This is a genomic window from Vibrio sp. 10N.247.311.51 (genome assembly GCF_041467855.1).
In the GTDB taxonomy this organism is placed as follows: domain Bacteria; phylum Pseudomonadota; class Gammaproteobacteria; order Enterobacterales; family Vibrionaceae; genus Vibrio; species Vibrio coralliirubri.
Window position 1 is genome coordinate 88,496 of sequence record NZ_JBFSVK010000005.1, and the last position, 12,242, is coordinate 100,737.

At 46.8% G+C, this 12,242-nt stretch carries 8 protein-coding genes and 1 riboswitch; of the genes, 2 read left to right on the top strand and 6 right to left on the bottom strand.

Annotation, left to right across the window (positions count from 1 at the left end; all coding sequences use genetic code 11):
- Positions 1-58 precede the first annotated feature (58 nt).
- Entirely contained in the window at positions 59-2,389 is a 2,331-nt protein-coding gene (locus AB6E85_RS06585; RefSeq protein ID WP_372141944.1) for a Tex family protein, read from the bottom strand.
- A gap of 664 nt (positions 2,390-3,053) precedes the next feature.
- The gene (gene greB, locus AB6E85_RS06590) at positions 3,054-3,536 is read right to left on the bottom strand and encodes a transcription elongation factor GreB (RefSeq protein ID WP_017062470.1); all 483 of its coding nucleotides are present in this window, start codon (positions 3,534-3,536) and stop codon (positions 3,054-3,056) included.
- A gap of 175 nt (positions 3,537-3,711) precedes the next feature.
- Here greB and ompR point away from each other — a divergent pair, with 175 nt between their 5' ends.
- On the top strand, positions 3,712-4,431 hold the full coding sequence (ompR, locus tag AB6E85_RS06595; protein ID WP_009848007.1) for a two-component system response regulator OmpR: 720 nt from the start codon (positions 3,712-3,714) through the stop codon (positions 4,429-4,431).
- Between the two features lie 168 nt (positions 4,432-4,599).
- On the top strand, positions 4,600-5,898 hold the full coding sequence (envZ, locus tag AB6E85_RS06600; RefSeq protein WP_102432194.1) for a two-component system sensor histidine kinase EnvZ: 1,299 nt from the start codon (positions 4,600-4,602) through the stop codon (positions 5,896-5,898).
- A 237-nt stretch (positions 5,899-6,135) separates the two neighbouring features.
- On the opposite strand, the gene recG is transcribed toward envZ, so the two are convergent.
- From recG to gmk, 4 genes are all read right to left on the bottom strand, one after another.
- Positions 6,136-8,214 (bottom strand): ATP-dependent DNA helicase RecG, encoded by a 2,079-nt coding sequence (gene recG, locus AB6E85_RS06605; protein ID WP_107899020.1) that lies wholly within the window; start codon positions 8,212-8,214, stop codon positions 6,136-6,138.
- A 402-nt stretch (positions 8,215-8,616) separates the two neighbouring features.
- Entirely contained in the window at positions 8,617-10,743 is a 2,127-nt protein-coding gene (gene spoT / locus AB6E85_RS06610; RefSeq protein ID WP_372141945.1) for a bifunctional GTP diphosphokinase/guanosine-3',5'-bis pyrophosphate 3'-pyrophosphohydrolase, read from the bottom strand.
- Between the two features lie 39 nt (positions 10,744-10,782).
- Positions 10,783-11,055: a DNA-directed RNA polymerase subunit omega gene (rpoZ, locus tag AB6E85_RS06615; protein ID WP_009848003.1), complete on the bottom strand. Its 273-nt coding sequence runs from the start codon at positions 11,053-11,055 to the stop codon at positions 10,783-10,785.
- A gap of 116 nt (positions 11,056-11,171) precedes the next feature.
- A complete protein-coding gene (gmk, locus tag AB6E85_RS06620) occupies positions 11,172-11,795 on the bottom strand; it encodes a guanylate kinase (protein WP_017062466.1) in 624 nt (207 codons plus the stop codon).
- Between the two features lie 324 nt (positions 11,796-12,119).
- Positions 12,120-12,219: riboswitch (purine riboswitch) on the top strand.
- The last annotated feature ends 23 nt before the right edge of the window (positions 12,220-12,242 follow it).

Consider the following 12,242-nt stretch of genomic DNA (forward strand, 5'->3'; position numbering starts at 1 on the left):
AAACCTGCATACCCTAAGGGATGCAGGTTTTTTGTTTTAGGTGAATCAGTTTAACGGATTATTTTTTCGCTTTAGCAAATGCAGCAGCGAACGCACCACCCATCGCCGCGTTTTGTTGCGGCTCTTCGCGACGGCGTTGTCCGCCTTGTGAATTTTGGTTCGGGCGGTTTTGCGTGCGAGGTGCACTTGAACGTTGCGCGCGGTTGTCTTGGCCTGGTTCATCTTTCATACGCATGCTTAGCGCAATACGCTTACGCTGAACATCGACTTCCATTACCTTCACCTTGACGATGTCACCGGCTTTCACCACTTCACGCGGGTCAGAGACAAAGCGATCGGTGAGCGCTGAAATATGCACTAAACCATCTTGGTGAACACCAATATCAACGAAGGCACCAAAATTCGCTACGTTCGATACCACACCTTCTAAAATCATGCCCGGTTCTAGATCTGAAACACTGTTTACGCCATCGGCGAAGGTTGCTGTCTTAAATTCAGGGCGAGGGTCACGGCCCGGCTTATCGAGCTCTTTGATGATGTCACTGACCGTTGGTACACCGAAGTTCTTATTGGTGTAATCAATGGCATGTAAACCGCGTAAGAAGTCTGTGTTACCCACCAGAGATTTGATGTCTTTGTGGTTTTTCTCAGCGATGCTTTTCACTACTGGGTAAGCTTCTGGGTGAACCGATGATGCATCCAGCGGGTTTTTGCCATCCATAATACGTAGGAAGCCGGCACACTGTTCAAAGGCTTTTGGCCCCAAGCGAGCGACTTTTTTCAGCGTCGTGCGCGCTTCAAAACGACCATTCTCATCACGGAAATCCACGATGTTCTGAGCGATGGTGCTAGACAGGCCAGCAACACGAGTCAGTAGCGCAGCCGAAGCGGTATTCACATCAACACCAACTGCGTTTACACAGTCTTCGACAATCGCATCTAGACGCTTAGCGAGCATAGTTTGGCTCACATCGTGTTGGTATTGGCCCACACCGATCGATTTAGGGTCAATCTTCACTAGCTCTGCCAGTGGATCTTGCAGACGACGAGCAATAGACACCGCACCACGAATTGATACATCCATGTTCGGGAACTCTTTTGCAGCTAACTCAGACGCAGAATACACCGATGCGCCAGCTTCGCTAACAATGATCTTTTGCGCTTTTAGGTTGCCGCGTTTAATTACGTCAGCCACAAAGCTGTCGGTTTCGCGTGAAGCCGTACCGTTACCAATCGCAATCAAATCAACATTGAATTGACGAACCATCTGCTCAACCACGTGCGCCGATTTGTCGTATTGCTTTTGAGGTGGGTGAGGGTAAATCGTTTCTGTTGCCAGAACCTTACCGGTTGAATCCACGACAGCGATTTTCGAACCGGTACGTAAACCCGGGTCTAAGCCTAAGGTTGCTCGAGGGCCAGCTGGCGCTGCCATGAGTAGGTCTTTTAGGTTGGTTGCGAATACTTCAATCGCTTCGATCTCTGCACGCTCTTTCATTGCGCCCATCAATTCGGTTTCCATGTGCATAGAAACCTTGATGCGCCATGCCCAGCTAATCACTTGCTTACGCCATGCATCCGCAGGTGCGCTGCTTAAGGTAATGCCGTAGTGATCAGAGATGATGTTTTCGCAGTATGAACCACGTACACCTTCTTCTTGCTCTGGGTCTGCGTTCATTGCCAGTGTTAAGAAGCCTTCATTGCGGCCACGCAACATGGCAAGCGCACGGTGTGACGGTACTTTGCTCAGAGCTTCGTTATGCTCGAAGTAGTCTTTGAACTTCTCACCTTCGTTCTCTTTGCCTGCCACAACACGAGCACCAAGCTCTGCATTGCGGTTTAGATGTTGGCGAATCTTTTCAAGCAGGTTTGCGTCTTCCGCAATGCGCTCCATGATGATCGCACGTGCGCCATCCAGTGCAGCTTTGGTATCGGCAATGCCTTTATCGTTGCTGATGAAGTTAGTGGCTTCCGTTTCCGGATCGTGCTGTGGTTCATTCCATAACGTATCGGCAAGTGGCTCTAAGCCCGCTTCAATCGCAATCTGACCTTTGGTACGGCGCTTTGGTTTGTATGGCAGGTATAAATCTTCTAGGCGAGTCTTGCTGTCTGCTTGAGTGATATCACGCTCGAGTTCTGGCGTGAGTTTTCCTTGGTCTTGAATCGACTTAAGAATCGTTTGGCGACGATCGTCTAGCTCGCGAAGATAAGAAAGGCGGCTATCAAGGTTACGTAGTTGGGTATCGTCTAAGCCACCCGTAACTTCTTTACGGTAGCGGGCAATAAAGGGAACGGTGTTACCGTCGTCAATTAGGTTTACTGCGGCAGTGACTTGCTCAGAACGAACATTCAGTTCTTCAGCGATCAGTCGACAGATAGCTTGGCTCATCCGATGAATCTCTTATTTAATATCATGACAAATACATGGGGGTGAGCGTACGCTTTTTCTAGCTTTGGCTGTGTAATTATCCTGTCAGAAGTCGAATTTCCGTTTCTGATACCTGCTTTGTGCGAGATCTCTTACAAGTGATGTGAGACTAAGTCGCTTTAAACCGATGATATCGTCTTGAACTTAACCTAAGTTGCTGATTTTATTTGATTGTGTGTTTGTGGGCGTATTTCCCACCTGAAATGTTTTTTGCGACTATCTAGGAAACTCGCTCAATTACCGTAATATTTAACTTGTCGACAGGGAGTTGGCAGGAACAGGAAAAAGCCTAATGGACTAGGTATCTTCAGGATGAAGATTTGATTACTTAGGATGAGTAGTCAGCAAGGAAGTAACAATCTCTGGATGAGATTCGCCAGTCAGGATGACAGGCTAGAATGGACACCGCTAGGATGGCGATGAACAAAAAGGAAATTGGTTAAAGGATTTAGCCACTATCAAGGAAAGATGCAGGGAGCACCTTATCTCGAAGAGATAAACAGTAGCCGGATTGCTGCGATAGAGACTTAACCCCGTCAGGCGAAAGCCTATCGGGGTTTTCTTTTGTCTGGAGTTTGGGTTTGCTTGAACACTCAGCTCATCGCTAAGTATTTATTAAGTTTGGTTATTCGTTGTCTGCGTAGCGAATCGAGTTAATGAACCACTCTTTGTCGCCTTCCGGTGTTTTTACCGTAAATTCATCATCCACTTCTTTCTTGAGCAGAGCTCTAGCCATTGGTGAGTCGATAGAGATATAGCCTTTAGCATCGCCGTAGATCTCTTCTGGGCCGACAATTCGAAACTTCTTAATTTCCCCATCATCATTCTCAATTTCGACCCAAGCCCCGAAAAATACCTTACCTTCTTGTTGTGGCGAGTAATCAACGATCGTGACATCAGGTAGGAACTTTCTTAAGAAACGTACTCGGCGATCGATCTGACGAAGTAAACGCTTATTGAAGGTGTAATCTGCGTTTTCTGAACGATCTCCAAGGCTTGCAGCCCAAGTGACTATCTTAGTAATTTCAGGACGCTTCTCGTGCCATAAGTGGTCATGCTCTGCTTTGAGCTTGTTATAACCTTCTCGGGTGATAAGTTTGGTTTTCATAAATCTGACTTAATGAAATGATGATCTAAGATAGAATATATAGAAAGGCAACATACGTTAACAATTATTTAGGCGACTTTTTCTCCAATAATGTTACATTTTTAATGTATTGAACTCATTAGACTGTGCCCAAAAGCTTATAACCCAATAAGCGATTAATAGGTGGAACCATTACATGCAAGAAAACTACAAAATTTTAGTGGTCGATGACGATGCTCGTTTACGTGCACTGTTAGAGCGCTATCTGTCAGAGCAGGGCTTTCAAGTGCGTAGCGTGGCAAACAGTGAGCAGATGGACCGCCTGTTAACCCGTGAAAACTTTCACTTGATGGTATTGGATTTAATGTTGCCGGGCGAAGATGGTCTGTCGATCTGTCGTCGTCTAAGAAACGCAAACAACTCGCTGCCTATCCTGATGCTGACTGCAAAGGGTGACGAAGTGGATCGCATTGTGGGCTTGGAAGTAGGTGCTGATGATTACCTGCCAAAACCATTTAACCCGCGCGAACTGCTTGCTCGTATCAAAGCGGTAATGCGTCGCCAAGTGATTGAAGCACCGGGCGCGCCAAGCACAGAAGAGTCTGTGGTTGAGTTTGGTGAGTTCCGTTTGAACTTAGGTACGCGTGAAATGTTCCGCGGTGAAGAGCCTATGCCGCTTACTTCGGGTGAATTTGCGGTACTTAAGTCGCTAGTCACTAACGCGCGTGAGCCAATGTCTCGCGATAAGCTGATGAACATGGCTCGTGGCCGTGAGTATTCAGCAATGGAACGTTCTATCGATGTTCAGATTTCACGTCTGCGTCGTCTTGTTGAAGAAGATCCAAGCAAACCCCGTTATATCCAAACGGTGTGGGGCTTGGGTTATGTATTCGTTCCAGATGGTAAAGCTGTGTAATCTAGCTTTATAAGCTCAAAAGCCGCTTTATCGATTCTGTAATTCAGAATTCTCTATTTACGGGCCATCTCATTGATATGTGATGGCCCGTTTTGTATTCAGCACAATGGTTTAGAGTTATAGTTTCTATTATGTCTCTGTTTCTCCACCTTTCACTTTAGGTCTCCTATGCGCATACGTAGCTCCTTTACTCAGTCGATAGTGCTCTTCTTAACCCTGTTGGTTGCTAGCCAAATCTTTTCATATTACGCCGTGTTTAACTACGCATTGATGCCGAGCTTGCAGCAGTTTAATAAGATTTTGGCTCACGAGTTAAACCTGGTATTGGATCAAGGCAGTAGTGATATCGAGATTGACGCACCATTGCGTCAGCGTGTGCTTGAGCAACTCGGAGTGACGGTTCACGCCAAGGATAGCGAGGCTGCGGGTGAGTATTATCATGCGGTCGCAATTGACCTAATGAGTGAGGAGATGACCAAAGAGCTGGGCTCTGAAACCGAAGTGCGGTTGATTCTAGGTAAAGAGAGCTATGTGCTGTGGATGGACATTGCTCAGCTGCCTAACTCTTTGATTCGTATACCACTCTCTGAGTTGCAAGAAGAAGATTTTGCACCACTATTTCGTAACAGCTTGATCATGGCGATGTTGATCGTCGCAGGTGGTTGGCTGTTTATCCGATTGCAAAACCGCCCGCTCATTGCGCTAGAGAAAGCCGCACAAGGTGTTGGACGCGGTGACATTCCACCGCCATTACCAGTGCAAGGTGCGCAAGAAATTCGTTCGGTAACTCGTGCATTCAATCAGATGTCGAAAGGCATACAAGAACTGGAAGAAGATAGGGCTCTCTTGATGGCCGGTATCAGTCATGATTTGCGTACTCCGTTAACGCGTATTCGCTTAGCGACTGAGATGATGTCCCCAGAGGATGCCTACTTAGCCGAAGGGATCATCAGTGATACTGAAGAGTGTAACGAGATCATCAGTCAGTTCATGGATTACTTAAAGCCAGTCGATCGTGATTCATTCCAAGCGGTGTTTGTCGATGATATTGCACGCGAAGTATCGAGCTCTGAGGGTGGCTACGAGGTTCAGATTGAAACCGATATTCCAGAAACCATGAAACCTGCGTTGGGCAACCCGATCGCGATGAAGCGTGCAGTGAGTAACTTGGTGGTGAACGCGCTGCGCTATGGTAATGGTTGGGTCAAGGTATCGACCGGTATGACTGCAGATAATAAGTTGGCTTGGGTGACGGTAGAAGATAATGGTCCGGGCATCCCACAAGACCAAGTCGGTAAGTTGTTTGAACCGTTCACTCGCGGTGATACGGCTCGAGGCAGTGAGGGTACGGGCTTAGGCTTGGCAATTGTGAAGCGCATTGTCAGCCAACATCAAGGTGCGGTAGTGGTGAATAACCGTAGTGAAGGTGGCTTGAAGGCTCAGATCAGTTTCCCAGTGAAGCCTTAGGTTTTATTGAGTGGTTGGGGGCTGAACATAGATCCCCGACTCGGCCATTCTTCCCTCTCGAGGATGACGCATTGCTAACCATGGACTTTGACGATGACAGTTTACTTTGATCGTCATTCTCTATCGTGAGGAACGAGCGAATAGGGAATCTCGTTCTTGATTGATGGAAGTAACACACACGAAAAAGGCTTCCTTGAGGGAAGCCTTTTGCGTTTTGGATTACGTTAGTTTTGCTAGTTACGCCTTAGAATAAACATCACGCTCACCCAACCAGCGATTGATGATCGCCTTAGCATTGTCTGGGTAGCTATCGTGAATATGACGTGCGATACGCTGTACTTCAGGGATTAAACGTTGGTCTCGTACCAAGTCAGCAATCTTAAAATCGGCTAGGCCAGTTTGCTTAGTACCAAGTAGCTCGCCGGGGCCACGGATCTCTAAGTCTCGTTGAGCAATCACAAAGCCATCGTTACTTTCACGAAGTACACCTAAACGTTTCTGAGCGGTTTTAGATAGCGGCGAGTGATACAGCAGTACACAATGACTTGCGACCGAACCACGACCAACACGGCCACGTAATTGGTGCAGTTGTGCTAGACCAAGACGTTCTGGGTTCTCGATGATCATTAAGCTCGAGTTAGGTACATCCACACCCACTTCAATCACCGTAGTCGCAACCAATAGGTGCAGTTTGTTCTCTTTGAATTCTTGCATCACCGCTTGTTTCTCGGCGGGTTTCATTCGGCCGTGTACCAGACCAATTTTCACATCTGGCAATTTACGTTGCAGCTCTTCTGCGGTATCAGCAGCGGCTTGCGCTTCCAATACTTCGGATTCATCAATCAGCGTACATACCCAGTAGGCCTGTTTTCCTTCATTAAGACACGCGTTACGCACCCGCTCAACGATATCATCCCGTTTGGTATCAGGAATCGCCACGGTTTGAATCGGTGTACGACCCGGTGGCAGTTCATCGATAATCGAGGTTTCGAGATCGGCATAGGCCGTCATGGCGAGCGTTCGTGGAATTGGTGTTGCTGTCATCACTAGCTGGTGCGGGTAATAGCCTTGTTTTGCCCCTTTTTCACGTAGCTCTAAACGCTGATGGACACCAAATCGGTGCTGCTCATCGATGATCACTAAGCCAAGGTTTTTGAACTCGACATGTTCTTGGAACAAGGCATGAGTACCGACCACCATTTGCGCTTCGCCGCTAGCAATGCGTGCCAGTTCGGTTTCACGGGCTTTGCCTTTGAGTTTACCTGCCAGCCAACCGACTTGAATGTCCATTGCTTCAAACCAGTTAGTAAAATTAATCGCGTGCTGCTCGGCTAATAGTTCTGTTGGTGCCATCAAGGCGACTTGTTGGCCATGTTCCAGTGCGCGAACCGCCGCTAGTGCAGCAACCAAGGTTTTACCTGAACCTACATCCCCTTGCACTAAACGCATCATAGGGTGCGGCTTTTCCAAGTCAGCTTCGATCTCCTTGGTCACTCGTGCTTGCGCATTGGTCGGAGAAAAAGGCAGCTGAGCCAACAGCTTATCTTTGAGGGTGTTCGCTGGAGGAAAAGGCATCGCCTTGTCTTGCTGTCCTTTGCTACGAACAGACAGCATCGACAGGTTTTGAGCCAGTAGCTCTTCCATAATCAGACGCAGTTGAGCAGGGTGTTTACCTTCATCAAACAGCTCTAGGTCAATGCCTGGAGGAGGCCTGTGAATGGTATGCAGTGCTTGTGCTAGGGTGATTTGGTGGTCGTACAAGCCAGACGGTAGCAGCTCATTGACGGCAGCTTTGTCGATTAGCTCTAGAGCTTGGTCAGTGAGGTTGCGCAGTGTGACTTGTCTTAGCCCTTCAGTGGTTGGGTACACCGGGGTCAGGTTAGCTTCAACATCTGGCTGCTGCCTTGGGGCAAAGAACTTGTAGTCAGGGTGGACGATCTCAAGTCCCATATTACCGCGTTTGATCTCGCCGTAGGCGTGCACTTGTTTGCCTTCAGCAAAGTTATTCTTCATTCCTGCAGTAAAGTTGAAAAAGCGCAGCGTAATCGTACCGTTACCATCGCTGATCTTTACTGCGAGCATCTTACGTTTACCGAAAATGGTATCGACGTGCATTACTTTGCCCTGTACAGCAGCCCAAAGGCCGGCGTGCAACTTTACGATTGGATAGATACGTGTTCTATCTTCGTAGCGTAAAGGAAGGTGAAACAGTAAGTCTTGTACGTTGTTAAGCCCAACCTTCTCCAGTTTCTCTGCGACTTTTGCGCCGACTCCAGATAAAGAGTTGAGAGGGATTGCAGATAAAAGCTGTGACATAACAAGGCTCATAAACGTAAGAGAGATAATCTATTCAAGCATTTTACTGGATTTTTGTACAGGATAAAGCGAAAGAGCAGATTAGAAGCAGGTACGGGATGCGAGTAAGCGAGATGCGAAGAGATAAGAGCAGATACGGGTAAACGAGATACGAAAAGATTAAGAGCAGATTCGGGATACGGGTAATCGAGATACGAAGGGATGAAGAGCAGGTTCGGGGTGCGAGTTAATGGGATTCGAAGGGATGAAGAGCAGATGCGGATAATCGAGATACGAAAAGAATAGGGTGGTATAAAAAATTAAAGCAGACTCGAAATACGAAAAGTTGAGTGGTGAAAAGCTTTTGCTCTTCGCATCTCGAGACTCGTATCTCTCATCTGCTTTATCTATCTACTTTCAGATCTAGTTCTTACGACGTCTTACTTTCAGCGCGTGTGGCATCACACGTAGCTTCTTCATAATACTTGCAAGGTGAACACGATCTTTGGTGGTCAGCAAGATTGTCACTGTGTACAGGCGTCCATCACGTTCTTCGGTAGAAATACCGTGAATGTTTGAGCCTGTTTTCGAGATAACATTAGTTAACTCAGCCAGTGCACCTTGGTGGTTCTGCAGATCAACCTGAAGTTCAGCTGTGAACTCTTGGTCGTAATCGTCAGACCATTCAACTGCCATGTATTTGTCTGGTTCTTTCTGGTAACCACGAACGTTTGGACACGTTTCACGGTGAACCACAAGGCCACGACCTGGAGATACATGGGCAATGATGTGATCATCTGGAATTGGGTGACAACAGTTGGCGAACGTCAGTAGCAGACCTTCAGCACCACGGATTGGAAGTTTCTTCCTCGGTGTGTCGCTGTTGTTTTCTACTTCAGTCAGTTCGTCAGCATCACCAAGCAGACGACGAGCAATTACGATACTCATCAGCTCACCAAGACCAATCGACGCCAGCAAGTCTTCAACGCTTTCTAGACGTAAGTCAGACAATACGTGCTCTAGATTTTCTTGGCCGATATCGGCAATAGAGTGTTCGCCAAGTGCATGATTCAGTAAACGACGGCCTAGCGTGATCGACTCTTCACGACGCATGGTTTTCAGAACCTGACGGATCTTAGTACGTGCACGTGATGTCACCACGTAGTTGAGCCATGCTGCATTCGGACGTGCGCCCGGAGCACTGATGATCTCAATCGTTTGACCGTTCTTCAGTGATTTGCTGAGTGGGTAAGGGTTCATGTCTACACGAGCACCTACACACATGTTGCCGACATCAGTATGCACCGCGTAAGCAAAATCGACCGCTGTTGCGCCTGCAGGAAGTTCGACAATGCGACCCTTCGGCGTGAACACGAAGATCTCATCTGGGAACAGATCAGACTTAACGTTTTCAATGAATTCGAATGAGTTACCCGCGCTTTGTTGCAGCTCAAGTAAGCTCTGCATCCAACGTTGTGCTTTAACCTGTGCGGTTGTGCCATTACTGCTGCGTGAGCCATTGTCTTTGTAAGACCAGTGCGCCGCGACACCTTTGTCTGCCATTTGATCCATATCTTCAGTACGGATCTGAACCTCAACTGGCACCCCATGAGGGCCGATCATTGACGTGTGCAGAGATTGGTAGCCGTTGGCTTTTGGTACCGCAATGTAATCTTTCATGCGGCCAGGGCGAGGCTTGTACAGGCTGTGAGCCTGACCAAGTACGCGATAACAAGTATCTGGGGTATCAACCACGACGCGGAAAGCGTAGATGTCCATAATGGTGTGGAAGCGCTGCTCTTTAGTTTTCATCTTGTTGTAGATGGAGAACAGGTTCTTTTCACGACCAAGTACGCGAGCAGGCAAACCGACCTCTTCAAGGCGGCCTTCAATTTCGCTATGGATACGTTGGATCATTTCCTTACGGTTACCACGCGCAGCTTTCACTACGTTTTTAAGTACGCGATAACGGTTAGGATAGAGGGCTTCAAAGCCTAACTCTTCTAGTTCGGTCTTGATGTTATGAATACCAAGACGGTGAGCTAGTGGAGAATAAATCTCTAGGGTTTCACGAGCAATACGACGCTTTTTGTCAGGACGAAGTGCCCCAAGCGTGCGCATGTTGTGAGTACGGTCAGCTAATTTGATCAAGATAACGCGGATGTCTTGCACCATGGCGAGAACCATCTTGCGGAAGTTCTCTGCTTGCGCTTCTTTGCGATCACGAAATTTAAGCTTATCCAGCTTAGATACACCATCAACCAATTCAGCAACGGTATTGCCAAATTTTTCCTCTAGATCTTCTTTAGTGACATCACAGTCTTCGATGACATCATGAAGCAGAGCAGCTTGCAGGGTTTCGATATCCAGACGCATTTCTGCCAGGATTCTTGAAACAGCTACAGGGTGGATAATGTATGGTTCACCGCTTGAGCGGGTTTGCCCTTCATGGGCGTCTCTCGCTACCACATAAGATTGACGCAGAGCCTCAATTTGAGGCTCTGTTAGGTATTCTTGGGCAACGTCTTTGAGGCTATCGAATAGATACAAATTAAAGGCCCGGAAGGTTAATTAGTTCGAATGACGTTCTTAACGAGTGTGAGCGATGCTGCTTACTGCTGCAAGTTCAGCCGCTTCTTGCTCTTGTTGCTCTTGACGTTCACGAGCATCTAGTACGTCTTTAGTGATAAGACCTTCTTCGATTTCGCGAAGAGCGATAACCGTTGGCTTATCGTTTTCTTCAGGCACTAGTGAATCTTTGCCGCCAGTTTGCATTTGACGTGCGCGGCGAGCCGCAATAAGAACTAGGTCGAAACGGTTGCCAACTTTTTCAACAGCGTCTTGAACAGTTACGCGTGCCATGAGGACTCCAAATAGTAATTAACTAATAAATTTTTGATGACGAGAAAGTATACAAGTTTAACTAGAGACTTTCTAGATCACCGTATACTTATCTCAATGGAAAATCCAGTTCTAGATTATTCCGCCAGTAGTGCTGTAAGCATGCCGCTGTATTTAGCTGCTTGCTTATCTTCTTTTAAGCGCTCCGCACGAATGATAGCTCTGAAGTCCATTAGGGCTGCATCAAAGTCGTCATTCACGATCACATAATCATATTCTGCATAGTGAGAAATCTCTGATTTTGCTTCGCTCATGCGTTTCGCAATAACTTCGTCGCTGTCTTGACCGCGAACATTCAAACGACGCTCTAGTTCACCATTTGATGGTGGAAGAATGAAGACACTCTTCGCTTGAGGCATTTGTTCACGGATCTGACGAGCACCTTGCCAGTCGATATCTAGGAATACATCGATACCGCGGTTTAGGTTTTCTTCAATCCAAACGCGTGAAGTACCGTAGTAGTTGCCGAACACTTCAGCGTACTCTAGGAATTCACCTTTAGTAATAAGGTCTTCAAAATGATGCTTCTCTACGAAGTGGTAGTGAACACCATTTTCTTCACCAGGGCGCATACCGCGAGTGGTGTGTGAAACAGATACCTTCATTGCGTAGGTTGGATTGGTTTCTAGCATTGCTGAGATCAAGCTCGACTTACCTGCGCCACTAGGTGCAGATACGATGTAAAGAGTACCTTTGCCCATCTGTATATTTCCACTGTTGGTTGGATTGAGTGAAGGTGATAAACCTACACTATAAAAGATAGCACTGACTCTAATTGTTGTTCCGTTGGTTACGTCTATAAAGAGATAACGAGTAAAACTAATAGAAGCAACTGGTGAAAATTAGGTCAGAAAAATGGAGGCGAAGAGTAGCATATTTAGATGATTGAGAACAACTGGCTTGATCGTTATTTATTAGCAAATGATCTTCTCAAGGATCTTTGTATAAATGTAATGACTCATCATCGGTACTTTTTTATGTGATCTGGACAAAATTTGTTGAAGTTTTAATCTCAATCCTTACAATCCGCGCAAACGATTAAATGCTGTATATATCTAGTGAGATGGACTAGATGTTTCTACTACCGAGCCTACCTTGGTGACTACAGTTTTTAGTGTAGAGACCTCTCTATTCTCACAGCATTTGAA